We start from the raw sequence: 23,308 nt of genomic DNA, 5'->3' as shown, positions 1-23,308 counted from the left end.
GTCTCCCTGCGGGCGTGCCGGCGAAACATTCCGGCCCGGATTTAACCTCCAGCCAATCGATACTGCTGCAGGATCTGCAAGACCGGCGCCGGCACCGGTCGACCGCTCGTAAATGCGGCAGTCCCCGACCCTTCATCCCCCCGGCGGCCATCGAGAACGCTTGCCAGCCTCCGCGCAATGGCAGGCGCAGGATCGATGAAACACACCGGCCATGGCGCATGCCGATCGAAAAGATCGGCCAGGAACGGATAATGCGTGCAGGCGAGCACCACCATATCGGTGCGTCGCCCCTCGACCTCCACGAAGCACGGTTCGATCTGCTCTGCGAGCGCCCGCTCGTCGATCCCTTCGCCCCGCATCCGCGCTTCGGCGAAAGCCGCCAACAACGGCGCGCCGACGAGCCGCACATGAACGAGCGAGGCGAACTTTCGAATGAGGTCGCGCGTATAATCGCGCCGCATCGTACCCGGCGTTGCAAGCACCGCGATGATCCCGGTCTTGGTCTGTTCAGCGGCCGGCTTGATCGCGGGGACCGTGCCGACGAAGGGAATCTCGTAGCGCGCCCGCAGCGCCGGCAGAACGAGGGTCGAGGCCGTGTTGCAGGCAATCACGACCGCCGTCGGGCGATACTGGGCGATGAGGCGCCCCATCAGCTCGACGATATGCGTGCGCAGCTGGTCGTCTTCCCAATCCCCGTAGGGAAAGGCTGCATCGTCGGCCACGTAGACCAGGCGGATGCGAGGTATTTGTTGGCTGATCGCCCGAACGACGGAGAGCCCGCCGAGCCCGGAATCGAACACCAGCACCGGGCCGGCGTCATGCATTCTCGTCACTCATCCTCTTCGCCGGACGCTTTCGCCACATCGCGCTTGGTTTTGCGCCCTTCGAGCGCGGCCACGATGCCGCGCAACGCACGGATCTCCGTGGTCGTGAAACCCGGCCTTTGCAGCATCGCTCGCAGATTGCGGACCATCACCGGGCGCTTTTCTTCCGTGCGATAATAGCCGGTCGGCTCGAGTGCACTCTCCAAATGCTCCATCAAACCGACGAGCTCCGATTTCGGCGCCGGCATCGCATCGAGCTCGGGGAGCCTTGCACGCGTCGGAAGCTCGCCCTCGCCCAGGCCGGATTGCAGCCATTCGTAGCTCATCAAAAGCACAGATTGCGCCAGATTGAGGGAAGCGAAACTCGGATTGACCGGAAACGTCACGATCTTGTCGGCATAGGCGATCTCTTCGTTGACGAGTCCCCAGCGCTCGCGACCGAAAAGGAGGCCCGTCTCCTGACCGAGGCTTTCTTTCTCACGCAAGGCGGCCGCGGCCTCGCGCGGACCCAGAACCTCTTTCGGAATCTCGCGCGTGCGGGCCGTCGTCGCGAGCACGAAGCGAAGCTCTGCGACGGCTTCGGCGACATTCTCATAAACCCTGACAGCATCGATCACATGATCGGCTCGGCTTGCCGCAGCGCGCGCCTTTTCGTTCGGCCAGCCATCGCGTGGCGCAACGAGGCGCAGATCGGACAGACCAAAATTCGCCATGGCCCGGGCGACCATGCCGATATTCTCCCCGAGCTGCGGCTCCACGAGGATGATTGCAGGCCCAGTGACTTGGCGGGAATCTGTCCCGCCCTCGCCGTTCACGAGCCCCTCCTTTGACCGAGCGGGCCAAGAAATCCGCGGAACCATGTCGCAAAGCGGGGATTGTCACCGCAAAGCTGAATTGAACGCACACTGAAAGAGGGCATGATGCGAAGCATTATCTATATCGTTGGTCTGATCGTGGTCGTCGTGGCGGTTCTGTCGCTTCTCGGCCTCGCCTGAGCGACATCTTCGACGCAACAGCGCTTATAAGCCTCAACAGACAGGGAGCCACCCGCCATGCGCAATATCGTCTATCTTGTTGGACTGATCGCGATCGTCATTATCATCCTGTCTCTCGCCGGCCTCGTATGACGTAAACGGGCCGGGCTCTCGACGAGCCGGATGAGAGAATCGATTTCTCGCCCTTCGCCGTGTTTGCGCGGCGAAGGGCGTTTGCTATACGGCCCGTTGATCTGAATGTGCGGAAAAGCCGCTCCGGACCCGCATAGCACCGAGCAAAGCAGACAGGAAAATCCATGGCGAAGATTAAGGTGGAGAACCCCGTCGTCGAACTCGACGGCGACGAGATGACGCGCATCATCTGGCACTACATCAAGGAAAAGCTCATCCACCCCTATCTCGACCTCGATCTGCAATACTACGATCTCGGTATCGAGAACCGCGATGCCACCGAGGATCAGGTGACGGTGGATGCGGCCGAGGCGATCAAGAAGGTCGGAGTTGGCGTGAAATGCGCCACCATTACGCCGGACGAAGCGCGCGTGGAGGAATTCGGCCTCAAGAAGATGTGGCGTTCCCCGAACGGCACGATTCGCAACATTCTGGGCGGCGTCGTCTTCCGCGAGCCGATCATCTGCTCGAACGTGCCGCGTCTGGTCCCGGGTTGGACGAAGCCGATCGTCATTGGCCGCCACGCTTTCGGCGACCAGTACAAGGCGACGGATTTCGTCGTCCCTGGCGCCGGCAAGCTCACAATGCGCTGGGAAGCCAAGGACGGGTCCGATTCGCAGGAATACGAGGTGTTCGATTTCCCGGCCGGCGGCGTTGCCATGGGCATGTACAACCTCGACGAATCGATCCGCGATTTCGCCCGCGCCTCGCTCAATTACGGTCTGATGCGCGGCTACTCGGTGTATCTGTCGACCAAGAACACGATCCTCAAAGCCTATGACGGTCGCTTCAAGGACCTCTTCCAGGAGATCTACGAGGCGGAGTTCAAGGAAAAATACGAGGCACGCCAGATCACCTATGAGCACCGGCTGATCGACGACATGGTCGCGGCGGCGCTGAAATGGTCGGGCGGTTTCGTCTGGGCGGCGAAGAACTACGACGGCGACGTGCAGTCCGACACCGTCGCGCAAGGCTTCGGCTCCCTCGGCCTAATGACGTCCGTGTTGATGACGCCGGACGGCAACACGGTCGAAGCGGAGGCCGCACACGGCACCGTCACGCGGCATTTCCGTCTGCATCAGCAGGGCCGCGAGACATCGACCAATTCGACGGCCTCGATCTTCGCCTGGAGCCGCGGGCTCGCACATCGCGCCAAACTCGACGACAACAAGGAGCTGAAGCACTTCGCCGACACGCTGGAGCGTACGGTGGTCAACACCATCGAATCGGGCGCCATGACGAAGGACCTTGCCCTGCTCGTCGGTCCCGACCAGCCATGGCTGTCGACGACCGGCTTCCTCGACAAGATCGACACGAATTTGCAGAAGGCCATGGGCTGACGGCCCAGTCTTTCTGACAGGTCGAAGGGCGGCGGCAAGCCGCCCTTTTTCTTTGGAGGCTCGTCAGCGCTCCGACGCGTCGGGCGACAGGCGGGCTTCCAGGCGCGCCCTCCGGCGCCCCTCCGCATCCGGCAGGAAGGCTGCGAGAAAGCCCATCGCGGGCAGGAAGGCGCAGATCTTGTAGACGAACTCGATGCTCGTCCAATCGGCGAGAACGCCCACCAGCGCCGCACCGATACCGCCCATACCGAAGGCGAGGCCGAAGAAGAGGCCGGACACCATGCCGACACGGCCGGGCATCAATTCCTGCGCATAGACGACGATTGCGGAGAAGGCCGAGGAGAGAATGAGACCGATGAGAACGCTGAGGACGGCGGTCGCCGGAAGCCCGACATAGGGCAGCACGAGCGTGAAGGGCAGAACGCCGGCAATCGATGTCCAGATCACCGCCTTGCGCCCGATGCGGTCGCCCACCGGCCCGCCGATCAGCGTGCCCGCCGCCACGGCCGCGAGAAACACGAACAGGTAGAGCTGCGCCTCGCCCTGCGGCAACCCGAAGCGGTGCATCAGGTAGAAGACGTAATAGCTCGTGAAGCTCGCGAGATAGAAGTATTTCGACAGGATCAGGCCGAAAAGAAGCGAGAGCGCCCGTCCGATCTCGCGGCGGCTGAGCCCGCTTTCTTCACCGCTGCCCCGCCGCGCCACGGGTCGACGCTCGGCGTGGCGCTTGTACCAGCCGCCGAGCCGCGTCAGCACGATGATCCCACACAGCGCCACCAGAGCGAACCAGGCGATGCTCTCCTGGCCACGCGGCAGAACGAAGAACGCGACGACGATCGGGCCGAGCGAGGCTCCGGCATTGCCGCCGACCTGGAAGATCGACTGCGCCAGGCCGTGCGCACCTCCGGAGGCAAGACGCGCCAGACGCGACGATTCCGGATGAAAGATCGACGAGCCGATGCCGAGAAGCGCGCTGCCGACGAGAAGGCCCGCATAGCTGGAAGCAAAGGCGAGCGCGAGAAGCCCGCACAATGTGGAGCTCATGCCGACAGGCAGCGAATAAGGCTGCGGCCGGCGATCGGTGTAGAGACCGACGAGCGGCTGCAGCATAGAAGCGGTCGCCTGATAGGTGAGCGTAAGAAGCCCGAGCTGTGCAAAGCTCAAATCAAACTCCGACTTGAAGATCGGATAGGCCGCAATCACCAGCGACTGCATCATATCGTTGAGGAGATGGCAGAAGCTCGCCGCGCCCAGCACCGCAAAGGCAGTGCCGCCGGAACCGGAACGGGAGACAGTGACGGAGGTCATTCGGGGGCCTTTCGAGCCTGTGAGGATCAGCCGGCGAGCTGCCGGCTTTTGGGGAGACCGTCTAGCAAACCGGATCGACTGCGGCCCGCCACCGCATTAGGGTCATTATCCTACGAGACTGGGCCATGATCCTTAAAAAGCCTCCTCTTCTCCCTTTCGCGGATGACATTCCGCGCCGCGTGATCGCTCTCGGCACCGAATATCCGGACGGCCAGATCATCGCGCCGCACAATCATCGCAGAGGCCAGCTCCTCTACGGTTCGACCGGCGTCGTGATGATGGTCACCCGCGACGGAGCCTGGGTGATGCCGCCCGAACGCGGCATGTGGATCCCGCCTCAAGTGGTCCATGAGGTCCACATGTTGGGCCGAGTGAAGATCCAAAGCCTCTATCTCCTCCCCGAGGCCGCCGAAGCGATGCCGGCCCGATGTCAGGTCGTCGGCATCTCGCCCTTGATGCGCAATCTCCTCACCGAAGCGGTGGCACTGCCGCGAGATGGCGAGCTCAACGAGCGAGACGCAGCACTCATGCGGCTCGTCGAACACGAGATGCACCGTCTGCCGGCCTTGCCGCTCTCGCTCCCCCTGCCCAGGACCGACCCGTTGCTGCGGCTCTGCCGTGGTTTCCTGCTTCGCCCGACACCACACAGCACGATCGATGAATGGAGCGACGCCTTGAGCCTGTCGCGGCGAAGCTTCACACGCCTCTTTCGCCGCGAGACCGGCTTGAGTTTCGTGGCCTGGCGCCAGCAGGCATGTCTGATGGCGGCCCTGCCGCGGCTGGCCGCCGGCGAGGCCGTGACGGCGGTCGCGATCGATCTCGGCTACGACAATCCGGCGGCCTTCACGACGATGTTCAAGCGCGTCCTCGGCACGCCACCGCGCACTTATCTGGAGCGCCACGCAACCAGGGCCGAAACATAGGCCATCCCTGTCGATCATGGCGGCCAGACACCGGCTCAGTGCCCGGCGTGTTTTGAGCGAAGCACACCCTTCCGTCAGTTTGCCGGAGCGCAAAGACGCCGTGGCTGATCCCGCTATGGTCGCCGCAAGCAAGCGAGAGACGATCATGTGCCCGATCACCGACAGGATTAATGCCGCCCTCATCGACCGTTCCGTCCCGCGACGCGAGCGGGCGGAGGGCGTCAGCAACAAAGACACGCGCGGCCGCAGCCTCGACGTCGCCCCGATCCTGTCTTACGGATTCCGCCCCTTCTTTTTCGCCGGGACCCTTTTCGCCGGTCTCGCCATCCCTTTCTGGCTGTGGATGTATTTTGCCGGTGGCAGCCCTGCCGGCCCCTTTGATGCGCTCGCCTGGCACGAACACGAGATGATCTTCGGCTATGTCGGAGCCATCATCGCCGGCTTCATTCTGACGGCCGTGCCCAACTGGACGGGCCGCCTCCCCTTGAGCGGGAAACCGTTGCTCGGCCTCGTCGCACTTTGGCTCGTCGGGCGCATTGCTTCAGCCTTCGTGGCAGCGCCCGCGCTTGCGTTTGTGCTCGATCTCGCCTTTCCGGTCTCGCTCGCATTCGCCATCATTCGCGAAGTCATTGCCGGCAAGAACTGGAAGAACATGCCTGTCGCGTTCATTCTCTCCGTCTTCGCTCTTGCCAACGCACTTTTCCATGCAGAGGCCGCAGGGCTTCTCCCCTCCGGCTACGCCGTACGTCTGGCGCTCGGCGTCATCGCGCTTCTCATCGCCCTCATCGGCGGCCGCGTGACCCCGAGCTTCACACGCAACTGGCTCGTGAAGAATGGCGACAAAGACCTCCCCGCGCCTTTCGGCCGGATCGATAAGGTCGCACTTGTCGCAACACTCGCCGCCATCCCCGCCTGGGTCGTGTTCCCCTACGCGCCCGCGACCGGCATCCTCTGGCTCGTTGCAGGCCTCCTTCTCGGTCTGCGCCTGTCACGCTGGCGGGGAAGCGCCACCTTCGGCGAGCCGATCGTCCTCGTTCTGCATCTCGGTTATCTCTGGCTCGCAATTTCGCTTGCCCTCATCGGCGCCTCCATTCTTGCGCCAGCGCTCATCACGCCGAGTGCGGCCATTCATGCTCTGACGGCGGGCGCGATCGGCACCATGACGCTCGCCATCATGACGCGCGCAAGCCTCGGCCATACGGGTCGCGCGATCCACGCGGACCGCTGGACGCGCGCGCTCTATGGAGCCGTCAGCCTAGGCGCCGTCCTCCGAATCGCCGCGACCTTCGCGATCGGCCTCTATGCGGTGCTCGTCACGCTCGGCGGCGTCATCTGGAGCCTCGCCTTCCTCGCCTTCGCACTCCGCTACGCGCCGATCCTGTGGGGACGACGCCGCCACGCGACACAATGAGGCCGTCAAACGCGCGGCGTTCCCCCCTCCCCACAGGCCTCACCTCTCCCGGTGACAGAACTTCTTCGCCAACCGCTTTTCCTCAGCCGGCAACGCCGTTTAGAACGGAGGTCGACACCGCCTTCCGCGGTTTGCGACGGAGATCTGTTTGCCCGCTCTCGATCGATCGCTCATCCAGGGTCTGCCGCTCTTTACGGGACTGCAGCCGGATGATCTCGACGTCATTCTCAAGGCGGCACGCTCGGCCCGCTATCCCCGCGAGGCGACGATCTTCGAGCAGGAGGCGGATGCGCATTCCTTCCACCTCCTCCTGAACGGACATGTGCGCGTGGTCCGCACCACGCCCGGCGGCGATCAGGTGATCACTCGGTACATCAACGATGGTGAGCTTTTCGGGATCGCACCGGCGATCGGCCGCAAATCCTATCCCGCGAGCGCCGTGGCCGCCGTCGATTGCGTGGTGCTGACCTGGCCGACCCATCTCTGGGCCGATTTTGCGGCGCGTTTTCCAGCCTTTGCCGACAACGCCTCGCGCACGGTCGGCGCCCGCCTGCAGGAAACGCAGGCCCGCGTCGTGGAGATGGCCACCCAGCAGGTCGAGCAGCGCGTGGCGCAGGCGCTTCTGCGCCTCACCGAACAGGCCGGACGCCCGACCGAAGATGGGGTGGAAATCGATTTCCCGATCACCCGCCAGGACATTGCGGAGATGACCGGGACCACGCTTCACACGGTCAGCCGGCTCCTCAGTTCTTGGGAAGAGGCAGGTTTCGTCAAGAGCGGCCGTCAGAAGGTGACGATCGTCGATCAGGAAGGTCTACGGAAGATCGCCGAAAACCGGCACCAGAAATAGGCCGCCCAAACAGGCCGTCAGCAACAGGCCCAAAAGGGGCCGGCGTTCTTCGAGGACGCCGCGCCCGCATTGTTGGCAAACAGACCTATGCCGCGAGTTCTTCGACCCGCGCGGTGATCGCCGCGAGCGCGGCTTCCGCCTGGCCGGCATCCGGACCGCCCGCCTGCGCCATATCCGGCCGCCCGCCGCCACCTTTGCCACCCAAGGCCTCAGATCCGAGCCGCACCAGGTCGATGGCGTTGAACTTGTCCGTCAGATCGCTCGTAACGCCGACAGCGAGCCCTGCTTTGCCGTCGTTGACGCCGACGATGGCGACGACGCCCGAGCCGACCGCCTGTTTGCCCTCATCGACGATTCCGCGCAGATCCTTGAGCGCGACGCCTTCCACGAGGCGTGCCATCAGCTTGATTGAGCCGATTTCTCTGACAGGCTCGGCGCCCGCTTTGCCACCGCCCATGGCCAGCTGCTTCTTGGCTTCCGCGAGCTCGCGCTCAAGCCGTCTGCGCTCTTCCATGAGACCGTCGACGCGCTCGACAAGCTCTTCCGGACGCACCTTGAGACGACCAGCGAGATCCTTCACGCGCCTGTCCTGCTCGGCGAGATAGCGGCGTGCCGCCTCGCCCGTCAGGGCCTCCACGCGACGTACGCCCGCGGCAACCGCACCCTCACTCAAAACCTTCACCAGGCCGATTTCGCCCGTCGCGCCGACATGAGTGCCGCCGCAAAGCTCCACCGAATAGGGTTTCGTCTCGCCGGCATCTCCACCGACCTCCGTGCCCATGGAGACAACCCGCACTTCATCGCCGTATTTCTCGCCGAAGAGCGCCATAGCCCCGGCGGAAATTGCCGCCTCGCGATCCATCAGCCGTGTCGTCACCGGCGCATCCTGCAAGATAACGGCGTTGGCGCGGTCCTCGACGAGCCGAAGCTCTTCCTCGCTCATTGGCTTCGGATGGGAAAAATCGAACCGCAGCCGGTCGGGCGCCACGAGCGACCCCTTCTGGGCGACATGCGGACCAAGCGTGTCGCGCAACGCCTTGTGCAGAAGATGCGTCGCCGAGTGGTTGGCCCGGATCGTCGTGCGGCGCTTGCCTTCGATGATCATACGGACATTGTCGCCGAGGGAGAGCTTGCCCTCCTCCATCCGCCCGAAATGGACGAAAAGCCCGTCCGCCTTCTTCTGCGTATCCTCCACGCGGAAGACGCCGCCCGCCTCGCTGCGAATGACGCCGGTGTCGCCGACCTGACCACCCGATTCGCCATAAAAGGGCGTCTGGTTGACAACGACCGCGCCCGCATCGCCGGCATTCAGTTCCGACGCGCGCTCGCCATCCTTGACGAAACCAAGCGTGACGGCCTCGGCCGTTTCCGTGCCGTAGCCGAGGAATTCCGTGGCGCCATGCTCCTCCTTGAGCGCCATCCAGACTTCTTCCGTCGCCGCCTCGCCGGAGCCCGCCCAGCTTGCGCGAGCCTCCGCCCGCTGACGCTCCATCGCATCGGTGAAGCCGGCGAGATCGACGCTGATGCCGCGGTTCTTGAGCGCGTCCTGCGTCAGATCGAGCGGAAACCCATAGGTGTCATAGAGCTTGAAGGCGGTCTCGCCATCGAGCATGTCGCCTTTGTGAAGCGAACCCGCCGCCTCGTCGAGAAGGCTCAGCCCGCGCGACAGCGTGCGCTGAAAACGGCTCTCCTCCAGACGGATCGTCTCGGTGATGAGAGCCTCAGCGCGCATGAGCTCGGGATAAGCGCCGCCCATCTCGCGCATGAGGGTCGGGACCAGCGAATAAATCACCGGCTCCTCGGCGCCGAGGAGATGCGCATGACGCATTGCCCGCCGCATGATGCGACGCAGCACGTAGCCCCGCCCGTCGTTCGACGGCAGCACGCCGTCTGCAATCAGAAAGCTCGTCGCGCGCAGATGATCGGCAATCACGCGATGGCTCGCACGGTTCGCCTCGGTCGCCTTGGCGCGCGTCGCCCCTTCCACGGCCTCGATCAGATGCCGGAAGAGGTCGATGTCGTAATTGTCGTGCACGCCCTGCAGGACAGCCGCGATCCGCTCAAGCCCCATGCCCGTATCGATCGAAGGCCGCGGCAGGTTGTGGCGCTCGCCGCCTGCCACCTGCTCGAACTGCATGAAGACGAGGTTCCAGATCTCGATGAAACGGTCGCCGTCCTCGTCGGGCGAGCCCGGAGGCCCTCCGGGGATCTCCGCACCGTGATCGTAGAAAATCTCCGAACATGGACCGCAGGGTCCAGTCTCGCCCATCTGCCAGAAATTATCCGAGGTCGCGATGCGGATGACCTTCTCTTCCGGCAGGCCGGCAATCTTGCGCCACAGCGAAAACGCTTCTTCGTCGTCGGCATAGACGGTGACGAGAAGCCGCTTCGGGTCGAGCTCGAATTCCTTGGTGACGAGGTTCCAGGCAAGCTCGATCGCGCGCTCCTTGAAATAATCCCCGAAGGAAAAATTCCCGAGCATCTCGAAAAAGGTGTGGTGACGCGCCGTGTAACCGACATTGTCGAGATCGTTATGCTTGCCGCCCGCCCGCACGCATTTCTGCGAGGTGACTGCGCGCGGATAAGGAGCCTTCGCCCGCCCCGTGAAGAAGTCCTTGAACGGGACCATGCCCGCATTGGTGAACATCAAGGTCGGGTCGTTGCGGGGCACGAGCGGGCCGGAAGCGACGATCTCGTGGTCGTGCTTGGAAAAATAGTCGAGGAACGCAGAGCGGATCTCGTTGACGCCGATCATCTGGCGAAACACCTGTGGTTGGACCTCATGGCCACCGAACATCTACGGCCGGCACCGAAGTAATGGGATTTCCGGGCTGTCGTCGGATCACCGCCGTCATCGGATCACCGAAAGCCCGCAGGCGGTGGTTTTAGCGACGGGCCGGAGAACTGTCCACATGGCTGAACCCTACGCCAAACAACACCGGAAGCCCGAAGGCGCGCAACTATCCTGTCAGTCACGCGCGACACCGAAAATGTGCGTCGCCGTCCGGCGAGAAACGGTCCACTCCCAATCATCGGCGTCCATCCGCCGCAACCGACCTCTCATCCCGTGTGCGACTGGCCGGAATTGGCGACGTCGAAGAAACCGGCCCCGGACCAGAAAAGGCCTCGCGGGCAAGGCAGCCTCACCGACGCACGGACCGGCTGCCTGAGAATCTCGGTCCGAAATGCCGTCACAGGCGTCGCGAACAATCACACTGGGCTAAGAACGAAAACCAGAAAGCCCGCCAGAAGCGGGCTCTCCAGAAACACAAATATTGCTCACTCATCCCGTGCCCGCTCGCCCATCTCGGCGAAGCGATGAGGATAAAACGACGAGCCTGCCTCAGGCCTTCGCCGCCTTGCCGCCCTCGTCCTCCTGGCGCGGACCGTCCAGAAGCTCATCCGCAATGAGACCGGCATTCTCGCGGATCGCCTTTTCGATGGCGTTGGCGACATCCTCGTTTTCGCGCAGGAAGTTCTTCGCATTCTCCCGGCCCTGACCGAGACGCTGGCTGTCGTAGGAGAACCAGGAACCGGATTTTTCGACGATACCGGCCTTCACGCCGAGATCGAGAAGCTCACCCGTATGGGAAATGCCTTCCCCATACATGATGTCGAATTCCACCTCGCGGAACGGCGGTGCGAGCTTGTTCTTCACCACCTTGACCCGGGTCTGGTTGCCCACGACTTCGTCGCGATCCTTGATGGCACCGATCCGACGAATATCGAGGCGCACGGAGGAATAGAACTTCAAGGCATTGCCGCCCGTCGTCGTTTCCGGGCTGCCGAACATGACGCCGATCTTCATGCGGATCTGATTGATGAAGATGACCATCGTATGCGAGCGCGAGATCGAGGCCGTGAGCTTCCTGAGCGCCTGGCTCATCAGCCGCGCCTGCATGCCGGGCAACGAATCGCCCATCTCGCCTTCGAGCTCGGCGCGCGGTGTGAGAGCGGCGACCGAATCTACGACAAGCACATCGATGGCTCCCGACCGCACCAGCGTGTCGGCAATTTCGAGCGCCTGCTCGCCCGCATCCGGCTGCGAAATCAAGAGGTCGTCGAGCTTGACGCCGAGCTTGCGCGCATAAATCGGATCGAGCGCATGCTCGGCATCGATAAAGCCGCAAATGCCACCCTTCTTCTGTGCCTGTGCCACCGTGTGCAGAGCGAGCGTCGTCTTACCCGAGGATTCCGGCCCATAGATTTCGACCACGCGCCCGCGCGGCAGACCGCCAATGCCAAGCGCAATATCAAGTCCGAGTGAGCCGGTCGGGATCGTGGCAACTTCGACGACCTGCCCTTCCTTGCCGAGCCGCATGATCGACCCCTTGCCGAAGGAGCGCTCGATCTGGCTGAGAGCAGCATCCAGAGCCTTGGTTCGATCCATAGATTCTTTGCCTCCTTCGAGTACGCGCAACGGATTCGCCATCGGACTATCCTCTAAAGTTCAGCGGATGACTACCCGCTCCTCAGAGAATTTCGTACTCTATTTGTTCTATACCGTCAACACCGAGGGATCCCGTCTCGGCGGGCCGAAAGAAGTGTGCCCGACAGCTCAGTTTGAGGGCTTCGCCGTGCTGATCGGCTCGAAGACATCGCTGTCTGGGCGCCGCACCATCAGAAGCCCCGTCGCCACCGCGAAATAGGCCGCATGGAGTGCGAGCGAGCCCTCTTCCACGCGCCGCTGCACGAACGGGAACGTCATCAGATTATCGAGCGTCTTCACCGCCGATACCTGCTCCAAACGCTGCAGATACTCCTCGAGAGGCTCTGGACCACGCGGGCCAAGCTCTTCGGCAGCAGGCGCGATCAAAGACATCCACTTGCCGATGAAATCACCGGGTGACAGCGGTCCGACCTCATCATCGGCAAACGCGCGGATGCCGCCGCATCTGGCATGTCCGAGAACGACGATATGCTTCACCTTCAAGGCCTCGACGGCGAATTCGATCGCCGAGGAAACACCGTGCTGCGAAGCCGACGGCGAATAGGGCGGCACGAGATTGGCCACATTGCGCACCACGAAGAGTTCGCCGGGCCGCGCATCGAAGATCACTTCCGGCGAAACCCGCGAATCGCAGCAGCCGATGACCATGATCTCGGGACTCTGCCCAACCTCTGCAAGCTCTGCATATTGATGCTGCTCGATCGGCAGTCGACCATCGCGGAAAGATTGATAGCCCTGAAGGAGACGCTCGGGAAAACGCATGTGACACACCTCTAGGCCGGCGACTTCGCCGAAAACACATGAACAGGCAAGTGAGAACGGCAGCTCATCCCCACTCCGTCTCCCCCGGGCCATCGACCGCTCGGTCATGCCCCCGCCCGCTAAGGCTGCAAGACACGCTTCACCGTGACAGCCAGATCCTTGAGCGAGAACGGCTTCGGCAGAAAGTGGAAATCCTCGTTCTCGGGCAGATGCCGTGCAAAGGCGTCCTCCGCATATCCGGAGACGAAGATGATCTTCAAGGCGGGATTGGTCTTGCGCAGCTCTTTCAGGAGCGTCGGCCCATCCATCTCCGGCATGACGACGTCGGACACGACGAGATCGATAGCACCGTCCATATCCTTCATGATGCGAAGCGCCTCCGGACCGGAGGCAGCTTCGTGCACCTCATAGCCGCGCGCAGCGAGCGCGCGCGAGGCGAAGGCGCGCACGGCCTCTTCGTCTTCGACAAGAAGGATGGTGGCGCTGCCGGTGAGATCGGTCGGCTCGGCCTTTGCCGAGGTGACCTCCTCCTCCGCTTCGCGCTCCGCCACATAGCGTGGGAGAAGCAGCGAGAAGGTCGTACCTTTGCCAAGCTCGCTGTCGACGAAGATGAAGCCGTCCGTCTGCTTGATGATGCCGTAGACCGTGGAAAGTCCGAGGCCGGTTCCCTTGCCGATCTCCTTCGTCGAAAAGAAAGGTTCGAAGATTTTTTCTATCACCTCCGGCGTCATGCCGGTGCCGGTGTCGGTGATCTCGATCAGGACGTAATCGGCGGGTCGGAAGCCGTCCTGGCGGAAGCGATGGCTCTCGGCTTCGGCCAAATTGCTGGCCCGGATCGTAAGCGTTCCGCCGTTCGGCATAGCATCACGCGCATTGACGGCGAGATTCACCACCACCTGTTCCAGCTGGTTGAGGTCAGCCTTGACGGGCCAGAGCCCGCTCTTGTGATCCGTCTTGAGCTCGACCGTCTCGCCAAGGAGGCGGTCCAGCAGCACGGTGAGATCCGATAACACCTCGTCGAGGCGAATGACGCGCGGCTGCAGCGTCTGCCGGCGGGAGAACGCCAAAAGCTGCCGCACCAGCCCCGCGGCACGATTGGCGTTCTGCTTGATGTTCATGATGTCTTCGAACGCCGGATCGGATGGCCGGTGGTTCGACAAAAGCAGGTCGGAAAAGCCGATGATGGCGGTCAGCACATTGTTGAAATCATGCGCGATACCACCGGCGAGCTGCCCGACCGCCTGCATCTTCTGGCTCTGCGCGAACTGAGCCTCGAGCGCTCTCTGCTCGGTCGTCTCAAGCGCATAGACGATCGCCGCGTCCTCGCCGGGCTCGCCTTCGACGATCGGGCTGACAAAGAAGCGGGCGCTTCGTTCCTCGTCGCTCTCGAACTGCGCGTCGACCGGGGAAATATCGCTTTGACCGTTGATCGCCGCATTGAGAGCGGCCTTGAGCGCGGGCCGGTCGGTGGCCTTCACCACGCTTGTGAGCTCGATACGGGCGGGCCCGCTCTTGCGGAAAAGCTTCAGGAAACGCGCATTCGAAAGGTTGATCGCTCCGCTCCGGTCGACGGAGGCGATCGCCATCGGCGTGTTGTTGAAGAAGCGCGTGAACCGTCGTTCTGCCGCAAGCCCTGCATCGCCGTCGGCAAGCCCAACTTCAAGCACGAGCGTGCGGGAGGCGCCGACCGTGCCGTCGGCCGAGACCGGCACGCGGTGCAGCAAACGAACTGGTTTGCGCGTCCCGTTCGCCCGCACGAGGTCGATCTCGAGGCGCTCCGTGGCCGTCTCCCCGCGCTGGCCCGAAGCTTCCAGAACAGACAGGCTCTCAGCCGTGACGAAATCACCGATCTCTGCGGCACCCGGCTCGAAATCGGCGAGATCGATGCCGAGCCACTCCGCCAATGTGGCGTTGACATATCGGATGCGGCCGTCCGGCTGCATGGAAAAGAAACCGGCAGGAGCGTGATCGAGATAATCGATCGCGTTCTGCAGCTCCTGGAAGATGTTCTCTTGGTGTTCCCGCTCGCGCGTGATGTCGGAGATGAGCCACAAGGCGAGTTCGGGGCGACCCGCAATCGGGTTCACCTTTACGCGGTACCAGCGCGCGGAGCCCGACAGCCCGCCGATACCGCCCGGCATGCGAATCTCTTCCATCGCCCGACGGCCTTTTTCGGCGGCCCCGGACAGGCGATAGATCGCCTCCGAAGCGTCGGGGCTTTCTGCGAAAAGACGTTCGATGGAGCGCAAATCGCCATTCTCGTCGCCGTAAAGGCGATAATAGGCGCGGTTGGCCTTGATGGCGCCCGCAGCGCTGTCGGCGATCAACGCCCCCTCTCCGATCGCCTCGAAGAGCTGTTCGGGGAGGCCCGGCACCCGTGTTTCGATAACCCGGGAGCGCACGAAACGGATGAGGCCCCCGGCCGCCATGAACAGGCACATGACGCCGACGGTTGAAAGGATACCCAGGCACACGAGCACCACGGTATCGGTCCATTGCGGCGGGATGAAGAGATAGGACCCCGCCACGACGAGAAGTCCGAGCGACAAGAGGAAAATGCGCATCATGCTGTCGCGCCGCTCTCCGGCTTCTGCAGCCTCGGTGCTCTGCCTGCCTGCCATGGGATCGCTGGTTACGGCCATTGAGTGAGATTAGCCGATTCGGCGAAGCACGCCGCAGGCCTTTGCGTGACTTGTGACAGCCTTGACGAGAGCTCGCAACTGACTCGCAAGGCACAGCTTCGTTTGAAAAGCCTTAATTTCCGGGCTATCGTGCCATATCGACCGCGTGGGTTGAGTGTAGCGTAAGTCAAGGAGGCGTCCATGCGCGGTTTAACCGATCTTTCAACAGGGGCATTTGCCGGCCCCATTCTCCTCGCCATCGCCGTCCTTCTCGTCATTCTGGGCCTTGTCGTCTGGATCACCCGGCGCGGCATCGTTCCGGGACGGGGCGCGGCGGCGCAGCGGGTTTCGCGGCTGCAAGTCATGGAAACGCACGCCATCGACCAGAAGCGCCGCTTGCTGTTGATCCGGCGCGATCAGGTCGAACATCTGGTCATGATCGGCGGCCCGGCCGATATCGTCGTCGAATCGCAGATCGTGCGCGGCCGGCCGACAGCTCAGCCGGCACCGCGGCGGCCGGCCAATCCGCCAGCCACCCCACAAATGCCAGGCTTCCCAACGACGCATCGCCCGCCCGAGCCAGCGGGTGGCGAATACCCTCAGAGCACGAGCTCCTCGCAGCCGATGGGGCAGCTGGCGGGGCAGCCCACAGGGCAGCCGGTGGCACAGAATATTCGTCCTCCGGCCGAACAGCATGCGCCCTCGCCCGCGATCGGGCGTGCCACCGGAGATGGCCCCGCACATGGTGTCGGGTACACAGGACCGCTCGCTCCGCCGCCCTCCGCCTCACGCCCCGAGGCCGCAGAGGCCGACAAGGAGCCCCCTCGCGCAAAACGCGCAGTGCCTGAGGCCTATCGCTTCGGAATGGACGAAGACGATGTTCCGGCTTCTTCCCCGGCAGAGACTTCAAAAACGGTTCCTGACGAAAAGCGAGAACCGCTTCATGAAGCGTCGGACGCGAGAGACCGCGAAATAAGGAACGCGCCGGCGCAAGATCCGGCGGCAAACGCCTCGAAGGAGCAAACCAAGGCAACGCAAGAGACGCCCTTCGGCGATATGCCGCCCGCTCTGAGAGCACGGATGCTCTCAGGTCTCTTCAGTCCCGCCCCGAAGCCAGGGCAGCCGGTACCGGAGGAGACGCCGGATGTTCAGGCACCCTCCAACACCCTTCCTTTCGCAAAGCGGCTGGTCCCGCAGCAAGACAAGGACACAGCCGATGGGTCACATGCGGTCCCGGAACCGGAGGCGGTGCCCACGCGCCCGGAGAGTGCTGCGATCGAAAAGGCGACCGTCAGCTTCTTCCAGAACATCCGCCGGGTTTCGAAGGAAAACACCGAGGAGATTGCCCCGCCCAAAGCGCCGTCTTCCCAGCCCGATACCCGCTCTCTTGAGGAAGAGATCGGCGAGGCTTTCGGAGAGCTCGCAGCCCAGCGCGGCGAGGCAGCAGATGCAAGGCGGGGAGGAGCGGACCGCTCCGCTCTCAGCGTTCCCCCGGCCCTCAACGAGGATAAGGGAGAAGCACGGACGACGGCCTCTCATGTGACATGGCCGACAGTCTCGATTGCCAGGGAAAAGCACGCGGACGCTCCTGTCGGGGTTTCCGATGTCCAGATCGAGAGAGATGAACGTCCGCAGCCAACGACGATTGCGGAGATCGCAAGCCAGCTGGAAAGCGCGCTGTCCGAGCGCCTGACGGAGCGCCATCCCGCGAGAGACCGGGGGACGGGCGGCGCGCAACCGGAAGGCCCCGACGTTTCACCTGCAAAGCCTGAGACGGTTTCGAAGGCCGAGAGCCACGGCGACGAAATCGCCGCGACGGCACGGGCTCCGGAAATCCACCCCGAAGATGCGCATGGCGCTAACGAAAGGCTGGAGCCGGATGCGCCTGCGATCGCATCGACACCTCTCACCGCCCCTTCAGAAATGCGGGATGGCGACGATATCGTAAGCGACGAGGCACAGCGCGAGCGGCGCTCGACGGCAAACCTTGAGAGCGACGAATCGGCAAGCGTCGTTGCCTTCGAGCCCAAGCGCAAATGGGCTTCCGAGCAGGAGCAGCTCGAAGACGAAATGGCGCGCCTTCTGGGCGAGCTGACAGGCGATCTGAAGAACCGTTAGGTTCTGGCGCCCTCAACGACGCACGCGCCATTGCGCAATCCAAAACGTAAACACCCGGCTGATCGCTCAGCCGGGTGTTTGATTCTCACGCCTCGGAAAAACATCTCCGCGCAAACCTCAATCGTCGCGGTAGACCCTCTCCCGACGCTCGTGGCGTTCCTGCGCTTCGACCGACAAAGTCGCAATCGGCCTGGCGTCGAGCCGCTTCAAACTGATCGGCTCGCCGGTTTCTTCACAGAACCCATAGCTCCCATCCTCGATCCGCCGCAGCGCAGCGTCGATCTTGGCGATCAACTTGCGTTGCCGATCTCGGGCACGGAGCTCGATCGAGCGGTCCGTTTCCGACGACGCCCGATCCGCGAGATCGGGATGATTCTGGTTTTCCTGCTGCAAAGCCTGCAGAGTCTCCCGGCTTTCGGCCAGAATCTCCTCTTTCCAAGCCTGCAGCTTCTTACGGAAATATTCGCGCTGGCGCTCGTTCATGAACGGCTCATCTTCGCTTGGCGAATAGATTTTCTCTGCCTCCAACACCATCGGTCTTCCCCGCAGTGCCGCGTCTGCCCTTGGCGTGCCCTATACGGTCAAGACCACTGCCGCGCAAGCGTTCGAATATGAACCTTTGATATGACGTAGCGTCAAAGCGGTTGGCTAACCTCACGTTAACCGTGTCATCGGCATTCTCCCTTTATGGACAATCAGGCGAACTCTTCTGCGGCTCATTTGCACGCCATGGCTGTAGCCGAAGCTATGGTCACGGATTCGATCGCGCAGCAGCGCGCGGCCTTGCGGGCCGGCAGAAAGCTCGCGGCCAAGGCCTACGGCACGGCTCTCAATGAGGCGGCGCGTACCTATATCGACACGCTCCGAGCCGTGCGGCGCATGGTGACGAGCGAAGCTGAAGTCGAACGCCTCGAAGCACAGCGCCGGGCTTTTGCGAATCTTCTGCGCGTCGAGCTCGCGGCGCTCGCCACGGCGCGTCTGAGTTCCGAGGCAGGGCTTGTGTTCACGACTCAGAACCAGAGACCCGTCTCGGCCCCCTCCGAGAGATCGACGCTCGCCCATACACCCCAGAGCACCGGTCAGCACGCTCGCGCCGCCTGACATTCTCACAACTTGCCCCGCGATTCCTGCCAGCGGTCCATGAGGCGCAGCTGCCAATAGACCAATTGCGTCGCGGCCTGCCCGAAGATGTTGCGGCCACCGACGAGACGATCGATCCAGGCCGGCAGGAACGGCTCGAACGCCCGCCAGCTCTCGTCACCCGCCGCGATCGCTGCGGCAATGAGATTGCCGCCCGTGGCGGTCGCCCCCATGCCATGGCCGCCGAATGCCGTCACACCCCACAGCCCGGCGTCACGTGCGCCTGCCAGGAGCCCGATGATCGGCATCTTGTTGCGCTGGTAACCCATGAGCCCGCCCCAGGCATATTCGATGCGGAACGCACCAAGCTGGGGATAGATCGACAAAATGTCCCGCGTCAGCATCCGAGCGAGCTCCTTTGGCTCGCTGCGCGCCGTGGTGATGCGTCCGCCCCAGAGGAGGCGGCGATCATCGCCTGAGCCGACAATGCGGTAATAGTCGCTCGCCCGCCGCGTATCGCCGATGCAGCCTGAGAAATGGATCGCCTTGTCGAGGCGGTCGCCGAGCGGCTCGCTGGTGACCACATAGGTCGAAACCGGCAGGACGGCATGTTCGAGCGGCGGGTAGAGGCCGACCTGTGTCGCATTGCCGGCAAGCACGACGTGGCGCGCCCGAAGCGCCCCTTTCGGCGTGGCGACCCGCCAGCCGCCGCTCTCTCGTGACAAGCCGGTTGCCGGGCTCGCCTCGTAGATTCTGGCGCCGCTGTCGGCCGCAGCGACAGACAGGGCGCGGCTATAAGCGAGTGGATCGAGATGAAACGGTTCCGGATCGTGAAGCGCCCCGAAATAACGGTCGGTCTTGAGCGTCTCGCGCACCGCTTCGCGGGGCCAAACCTGGTAATGAACGCCGTAATCCCGCGCCATCCGTTCTGCGCGCTCTTTCAGCGCGTCCTCAGCCGGATAGCGCACGCATTTGAGCCAGCCGCGTCCGCCGACGAGATGCTGCAAACCGAATTCGTCAAGCCGTTCCGCAACGAACTGCGTCCCCGCGCGGCCCATGTTGAACAGGGTCCTGGCCTTGGGAAGACCAAGCTGTGCTTCGACAGCAAAGATCGACTGCGCGTAGCCCGGTGAGACGAAACCGCCATTGCGCCCCGAAGCGCCCCATCCGACACGGTTCGCCTCCAGAAGGGCGACGCTCTTTCCCATACGTGCAAGGCAGAACGCCGTGGTGATGCCAGCAAGACCGCCGCCGACGACGGCCGTCTCCACCTCTTCCTCGCCGTTCAGAACCGGAAAAACCGGCCCCTCCTCGCGGCTGGCGTACCAGCTCTCCGCATGCGCTTCAGCACCCATCGACATCGTCTCACCTCATCGCCGACACTGCCGCGCGATCGGCCCTCTTTGCCTCATTTGAGAGCAGCCGGCAGCATTGCGTCCTTTTCGGGCAGCTCCTACTGCTGCGACCCCCTGCCTGGCAAATCGAAAGCTTGCGGCGAATGCGCTGGCAGAGGTCGATAGAGCGTTTCTTCATCCCGCTCTGGAAGCGGCCTCTCTTCGGCCCCAGATAACCCAAAGCCACAAAACACTTTTCGTTCGCGTCGCACGGTCCCCTCGGCCGGAATATGCGGCACTGTCTATTTTGCGACAAAGGGGAAGCCGCATGGCGCGAGCTCTGCGCGAAAGCATCGATCGCCTCGAACTCACCACCAAGGTCACCCTGGCCGTGCTGGCGCTGGCCTCCGGCGTCTACACCTATTTGGGTGTGCGCGGGCTCCTCGACGGCTCCGCCTCGATCGTCTTCTTCGGCGCGATCATCTATTCCGCGGCGGTCTCCGTCGGCATCTACGCGTTCTGGACCTATCTCATGCACTTCCTGCCGCTCATGCGAGAGCGCGGCGGCAGACGGGCTTTGTGGGCGGCAATGGGCATCGGTTCCATCATGATCGTCGCCATGTCCTCCTGGCTGAACGCGGCAGCACTCGCAGGCTCGGCGGCGCTGGAACAGCATCTCGCCAATACGGTGGAGGATTACACGCAGGATCTCGACGCCGCGCACAACAATGCACTCGCGGCGCAATCGCTGCTGCCCGACATCCAGATGGCCGCCGAAAGGTTCTCCCGCCTTGCCGATGAAGAGCGCTCGTCCGGCGCGCTCACCGGCACCTCAGGCTCCGGCACCGTGGTTCAGCTTCTCAATCAGATGTCGCAGCAATTGCGCGGCCTTGCCGACGAGGTGGCGGCCTCGCGCGAACGCGTCAAAAGCCTCTTCGATCAAGGTAGCGAGCACCTCGCCTCGATGCGACGGCTGGTGTCGGCCTCCGGGCCGATCGATCCGCGCGCCAATTCCTTCGCCGAAGAAGCGGTGTCGCTTGCCGGCGTCATCGCCTCCTTGCAGCAGACCTCGGTCGCCCCTTCCGTCAAACGCGCCGCAGAGGATCTGTCGCTGTCCTTCATCGCCCCCGTGGCCGATGGTGACGATGCGGATCTTCGTCAGCGCCAGACGGCGGTCGTTGGCAATGTCGCCCAGGCCGTACAGGCGCAATCTGCGGCACTCGCCACGGCGGCCGACAACATCCTCTCCGAGCCGCCCGTTCAGCCGAAGCGTTTCGTGCCGTTGTCGACGCCTGAAGCCGTGCTGCTTTATGCGAGCGATTTCCTGCCTTCCTGGGCGGGCGCGATCTCCATCGATCTTCTGCCCGCCGTCCTCGTTCTGATGTTGGTCGCCGTGCACGGTGCAATCCGCCATCACGAAGATCCCGATGTCGACGAACACGCCATGACGGCCGGAGACATGCTCGTCGCCATGCGGCTTTACGAGCGCATGCGTGCCGCCGATCCGGCGCGAACAGCCGAGATGGCGGTGGCCACACCGGTGGAAGCGACGGCCGTGGCTGCCCGCGACCCGGAAACGACGGAGCCGCACAACATCGCCACTTTGACACCGAAAGGCGGCGCCCACGGCAATGTCAGCTCCTGAGCCCGCAAGCGCCGGCAAGGCTGTCACACCAGAGCCAGGGCTTGCAGAACGCATCCGGCGTCTGCCGGAAGGCACGATCCTCAAGGGCGTCTTCTTCGGCCTCGTAGCGCTTTCGGTGGCCATGGTCGGCTTCGATCTGCAATCGATCGTCGAGGAACGTCGCGCCGATCCCTTCGTCAATCCGGCCAGAGAGCCGGTCACGATGCCACGGCCCGCCCCCGGCGATCAGGTCCGCCCCTACCTGCCGCAAACGCGGCCGGTCGCGCCCGATCGCGACGGCGCCCCCAGACGACAACCTCCCCGCAGTTTCGAGGAGGCCGAGCCCGTTCGTTTCCGAGCACTCGATGAAGAGACGATTTCGCTCGAAGGCACGATCGTGCCCGGCAGCGCGGGAGAATTCGAGCGCTTCCTCCAGGACAACGATTTCGCAGCCGGGACGGAGGTCTTGCTCCACTCGCCGGGCGGCTCCGTCGCCGACGCCATGTCGATGGCCCGCCAGATCCGTGAGCATGGGTTCAATACGCGTATTGCCGCGGAAGGGTATTGCGCCTCGTCCTGTCCGCTCGTTTTCGCGTCAGGCGTCGAACGCCATGCCGGCGAGAGAGCCTGGATCGGCGTGCATCAGATTTACGCGATGAAAGGTGCTGATGCGCTCGGCTCTCTCTCGGATGGATTCGATCAGGCGCAGCGGGTTTCGGCGGAAGCCCAGGCCCTCCTGATCGACTTCGGTGTCGATCCGCGCGTCTGGATTCACGCCATGGAAACGCCGAAGAACCAGCTTTATCTGTTCACGTCAGAAGAGCTCGCCGACTACCGTCTCGTCACGGATCCGGCCAAGAAGGACGCGAGCGAGACTGCGGCTGCGCGACAATAGACGCCGCACCATGAAAGAGGTGAAGCTTGCCCCCGCCTCCGCGTTTCGTCTAAGTCGCAATGATGCCGAAATTGCTCCTCCTACGTCACGCCAAGTCGGATTGGCATTCCGGCGCCCGCACCGACTTCGAGCGCCCGCTCAATGCGCGTGGCCGCGAAGCCGCCGAGGCGATGGGCGCCTTTATGGCTGCGGAGGGGCTGGCGCCGGATCTGGTGCTGTGCTCGCCGTCCAAGCGCACCCGCGAAACACTCGAACTCGTGTCGAAAAGCCTGCAGCTGCCGGACGACGTGCGTTTCCCGGAAACTCTCTATGAAGAGGATGGGAGCGATTATCAGGCGGTCCTTCGAAACGAGGCCGGCGAGGCTGAGTGCTGTCTGGTCGTCGGGCACAATCCGATGACGTATGAAGCGGCGCTGAGCCTTGCAGGTGATGGAGCATCGCACGACATGGCGCGTCTCGCTGTGAAATATCCAAGCGGCACTCTCTCGGTTCTGGAATTCGATGCGCCGTGGGCGGAGCTAAAGACCGGCTCAGGACGCCTGACGGGATATGTCAGGCCGGCCGATCTCACGTCGTGACGGCCCGCTTTGCACCAACGACTG

General features: G+C 63.4%; 18 protein-coding genes. 9 read left to right on the top strand and 9 right to left on the bottom strand.

Features of this window, described 5'->3' with window-relative positions; all coding sequences use genetic code 11:
- Nucleotides 1-41: 41 nt before the first annotated feature.
- Together murI and J2R99_RS13385 are read right to left on the bottom strand one after the other, a co-directional pair.
- The gene (murI, locus tag J2R99_RS13390) at nt 42-824 is read right to left on the bottom strand and encodes a glutamate racemase (protein WP_307155713.1); all 783 of its coding nucleotides are present in this window, start codon (nt 822-824) and stop codon (nt 42-44) included.
- Between the two features lie 5 nt (nt 825-829).
- On the bottom strand, nt 830-1,639 hold the full coding sequence (locus J2R99_RS13385) for an RNA methyltransferase (protein WP_307154941.1): 810 nt from the start codon (nt 1,637-1,639) through the stop codon (nt 830-832).
- A 476-nt stretch (nt 1,640-2,115) separates the two neighbouring features.
- Between J2R99_RS13385 and J2R99_RS13380 the strand changes: the two genes are divergently transcribed.
- Nucleotides 2,116-3,330, top strand: a complete 1,215-nt coding sequence (locus J2R99_RS13380; RefSeq protein ID WP_307154940.1) for an NADP-dependent isocitrate dehydrogenase — start codon at nt 2,116-2,118, stop codon at nt 3,328-3,330.
- Nucleotides 3,331-3,393: 63 nt separating this feature from the next.
- Here J2R99_RS13380 and J2R99_RS13375 read toward each other — a convergent pair whose 3' ends face one another.
- Entirely contained in the window at nt 3,394-4,638 is a 1,245-nt protein-coding gene (locus tag J2R99_RS13375) for an MFS transporter (RefSeq protein WP_307154939.1), read from the bottom strand.
- 125 nt (nt 4,639-4,763) lie between these two features.
- On the opposite strand from J2R99_RS13375, the gene J2R99_RS13370 reads away from it, so the two are divergent.
- The 3 genes from J2R99_RS13370 (at nt 4,764) to J2R99_RS13360 (ending at nt 7,822) form a co-directional block, all read left to right on the top strand.
- A complete protein-coding gene (locus J2R99_RS13370) occupies nt 4,764-5,561 on the top strand; it encodes an AraC family transcriptional regulator (protein ID WP_307154938.1) in 798 nt (265 codons plus the stop codon).
- Between the two features lie 100 nt (nt 5,562-5,661).
- Nucleotides 5,662-6,972 (top strand): NnrS family protein, encoded by a 1,311-nt coding sequence (locus J2R99_RS13365; protein WP_307154937.1) that lies wholly within the window; start codon nt 5,662-5,664, stop codon nt 6,970-6,972.
- Between the two features lie 148 nt (nt 6,973-7,120).
- Entirely contained in the window at nt 7,121-7,822 is a 702-nt protein-coding gene (locus J2R99_RS13360; RefSeq protein ID WP_307154936.1) for a Crp/Fnr family transcriptional regulator, read from the top strand.
- Between the two features lie 85 nt (nt 7,823-7,907).
- Here J2R99_RS13360 and alaS read toward each other — a convergent pair whose 3' ends face one another.
- The 4 genes from alaS to cckA form a co-directional block, all read right to left on the bottom strand.
- Nucleotides 7,908-10,577: an alanine--tRNA ligase gene (gene alaS / locus J2R99_RS13355; RefSeq protein WP_307155712.1), complete on the bottom strand. Its 2,670-nt coding sequence runs from the start codon at nt 10,575-10,577 to the stop codon at nt 7,908-7,910.
- 588 nt (nt 10,578-11,165) lie between these two features.
- The gene (gene recA / locus J2R99_RS13350) at nt 11,166-12,254 is read right to left on the bottom strand and encodes a recombinase RecA (protein WP_307154935.1); all 1,089 of its coding nucleotides are present in this window, start codon (nt 12,252-12,254) and stop codon (nt 11,166-11,168) included.
- A 126-nt stretch (nt 12,255-12,380) separates the two neighbouring features.
- Nucleotides 12,381-13,034, bottom strand: coding sequence for a carbonic anhydrase (locus tag J2R99_RS13345; protein ID WP_307154934.1), 654 nt, complete (start codon nt 13,032-13,034; stop codon nt 12,381-12,383).
- Nucleotides 13,035-13,153: 119 nt separating this feature from the next.
- The gene (gene cckA / locus J2R99_RS13340; protein ID WP_307154933.1) at nt 13,154-15,655 is read right to left on the bottom strand and encodes a cell cycle histidine kinase CckA; all 2,502 of its coding nucleotides are present in this window, start codon (nt 15,653-15,655) and stop codon (nt 13,154-13,156) included.
- Between the two features lie 201 nt (nt 15,656-15,856).
- Between cckA and J2R99_RS13335 the strand changes: the two genes are divergently transcribed.
- Nucleotides 15,857-17,773: a flagellar biosynthetic protein FliO gene (locus tag J2R99_RS13335; protein ID WP_307154932.1), complete on the top strand. Its 1,917-nt coding sequence runs from the start codon at nt 15,857-15,859 to the stop codon at nt 17,771-17,773.
- A 117-nt stretch (nt 17,774-17,890) separates the two neighbouring features.
- Here J2R99_RS13335 and dksA read toward each other — a convergent pair whose 3' ends face one another.
- A complete protein-coding gene (gene dksA / locus J2R99_RS13330) occupies nt 17,891-18,307 on the bottom strand; it encodes an RNA polymerase-binding protein DksA (protein WP_092811269.1) in 417 nt (138 codons plus the stop codon).
- A 213-nt stretch (nt 18,308-18,520) separates the two neighbouring features.
- Here dksA and J2R99_RS13325 point away from each other — a divergent pair, with 213 nt between their 5' ends.
- Nucleotides 18,521-18,874, top strand: a complete 354-nt coding sequence (locus J2R99_RS13325; protein WP_307154931.1) for a hypothetical protein — start codon at nt 18,521-18,523, stop codon at nt 18,872-18,874.
- A gap of 5 nt (nt 18,875-18,879) precedes the next feature.
- Here J2R99_RS13325 and J2R99_RS13320 read toward each other — a convergent pair whose 3' ends face one another.
- Nucleotides 18,880-20,214 (bottom strand): NAD(P)/FAD-dependent oxidoreductase, encoded by a 1,335-nt coding sequence (locus J2R99_RS13320; RefSeq protein WP_307154930.1) that lies wholly within the window; start codon nt 20,212-20,214, stop codon nt 18,880-18,882.
- Nucleotides 20,215-20,515: 301 nt separating this feature from the next.
- Between J2R99_RS13320 and J2R99_RS13315 the strand changes: the two genes are divergently transcribed.
- From J2R99_RS13315 to J2R99_RS13305, 3 genes are read left to right on the top strand one after another with little or no spacing between them, the layout of a single operon-like run.
- The gene (locus tag J2R99_RS13315) at nt 20,516-21,832 is read left to right on the top strand and encodes a hypothetical protein (RefSeq protein WP_307154929.1); all 1,317 of its coding nucleotides are present in this window, start codon (nt 20,516-20,518) and stop codon (nt 21,830-21,832) included.
- A complete protein-coding gene (locus tag J2R99_RS13310; protein ID WP_307154928.1) occupies nt 21,819-22,706 on the top strand; it encodes a COG3904 family protein in 888 nt (295 codons plus the stop codon). The genes J2R99_RS13315 and J2R99_RS13310 overlap by 14 nt, the downstream gene beginning before the upstream one ends.
- A 59-nt stretch (nt 22,707-22,765) precedes the next feature.
- Nucleotides 22,766-23,284, top strand: a complete 519-nt coding sequence (locus J2R99_RS13305) for a SixA phosphatase family protein (protein WP_307154927.1) — start codon at nt 22,766-22,768, stop codon at nt 23,282-23,284.
- The last annotated feature ends 24 nt before the right edge of the window (nt 23,285-23,308 follow it).

It is taken from the genome of Rhodopseudomonas julia (genome assembly GCF_030813515.1).
Classification (GTDB): domain Bacteria; phylum Pseudomonadota; class Alphaproteobacteria; order Rhizobiales; family Afifellaceae; genus Afifella; species Afifella julia.
This window is presented reverse-complemented; position numbering and strand designations above follow the sequence as displayed.

Coding starts and splice junctions, on each gene's coding strand:
- J2R99_RS13320 (WP_307154930.1), bottom strand. CDS start 20,214: ATGTCGATGGGTGCTGAAGCGCATGCGGAGAGCTGGTACGCCAGCCGC.
- J2R99_RS13325 (WP_307154931.1), top strand. CDS start 18,521: ATGGTCACGGATTCGATCGCGCAGCAGCGCGCGGCCTTGCGGGCCGGC.
- alaS (WP_307155712.1), bottom strand. CDS start 10,577: ATGATCGGCGTCAACGAGATCCGCTCTGCGTTCCTCGACTATTTTTCC.
- cckA (WP_307154933.1), bottom strand. CDS start 15,655: ATGGCAGGCAGGCAGAGCACCGAGGCTGCAGAAGCCGGAGAGCGGCGC.
- J2R99_RS13335 (WP_307154932.1), top strand. CDS start 15,857: ATGCGCGGTTTAACCGATCTTTCAACAGGGGCATTTGCCGGCCCCATT.
- J2R99_RS13345 (WP_307154934.1), bottom strand. CDS start 13,034: ATGCGTTTTCCCGAGCGTCTCCTTCAGGGCTATCAATCTTTCCGCGAT.
- dksA (WP_092811269.1), bottom strand. CDS start 18,307: ATGGTGTTGGAGGCAGAGAAAATCTATTCGCCAAGCGAAGATGAGCCG.
- J2R99_RS13370 (WP_307154938.1), top strand. CDS start 4,764: ATGATCCTTAAAAAGCCTCCTCTTCTCCCTTTCGCGGATGACATTCCG.
- recA (WP_307154935.1), bottom strand. CDS start 12,254: ATGGCGAATCCGTTGCGCGTACTCGAAGGAGGCAAAGAATCTATGGAT.
- J2R99_RS13380 (WP_307154940.1), top strand. CDS start 2,116: ATGGCGAAGATTAAGGTGGAGAACCCCGTCGTCGAACTCGACGGCGAC.
- J2R99_RS13375 (WP_307154939.1), bottom strand. CDS start 4,638: ATGACCTCCGTCACTGTCTCCCGTTCCGGTTCCGGCGGCACTGCCTTT.
- J2R99_RS13310 (WP_307154928.1), top strand. CDS start 21,819: ATGTCAGCTCCTGAGCCCGCAAGCGCCGGCAAGGCTGTCACACCAGAG.
- J2R99_RS13305 (WP_307154927.1), top strand. CDS start 22,766: ATGATGCCGAAATTGCTCCTCCTACGTCACGCCAAGTCGGATTGGCAT.
- J2R99_RS13315 (WP_307154929.1), top strand. CDS start 20,516: ATGGCGCGAGCTCTGCGCGAAAGCATCGATCGCCTCGAACTCACCACC.
- murI (WP_307155713.1), bottom strand. CDS start 824: ATGCATGACGCCGGCCCGGTGCTGGTGTTCGATTCCGGGCTCGGCGGG.